Consider the following 565-nt stretch of genomic DNA (forward strand, 5'->3'; position numbering starts at 1 on the left):
CTCGTGGTGCAGGGCAACCAGGTGCGCGGTGCGGCCTGGGCGCTGCGGCAGATCGACGAGGCGGCCTGGGCGAGCCCGGACGGCAGCGTCGAGCAGGCTTATTTCAGCAAGGTCTCGGAAGCCAACTGGTCCTGGATCGTGGAGCAGATCCCGGCCTGGACGGCGGAGCAGGGCGAGGCGCATGGCTGGCTGCCGGGTGAATACGGCACCGAGGGCGCGCTGCCGCCGTGGCAGCAGGACTATTTCGCCTCCACCGCCATCGCGGCGGCGCGGCACGGCAACGAGGATGCGCTGACCTATCTGGAATGGGCCTCGAACTTCCTGGTGGGGCGCTTCCAGCACGCGGCGGACGGCTTTGCCGAGCATGACGGCGCGGCCTATCTGCTGGCGATCAGCGACCCGGCGACGGGGCGGGTGTTCAACACCTGGGCGGAGATCGGCGCCACCACCGCCGCCTATGACTGGTCGAACGGCGACGGCTGGAGCCACACGGATGGCGACTACGCGCAGCTGGCGCTGGCGACGTTGGCCGGCATTGCCGAGCTGACCGGCTCGCAGGCGGCGG

Annotated in this window: 1 pseudogene; it reads left to right on the forward strand. The window is 70.6% G+C overall.

Annotation, left to right across the window (positions count from 1 at the left end):
- Positions 1–565 (forward strand): annotated as a pseudogene (locus IBL25_RS26575) (beta strand repeat-containing protein); the annotation flags it as partial.

The sequence above is a fragment of the Pseudoroseomonas ludipueritiae genome, assembly GCF_014490445.1.
Taxonomy (GTDB): Bacteria; Pseudomonadota; Alphaproteobacteria; order Acetobacterales; family Acetobacteraceae; genus Pseudoroseomonas; species Pseudoroseomonas ludipueritiae.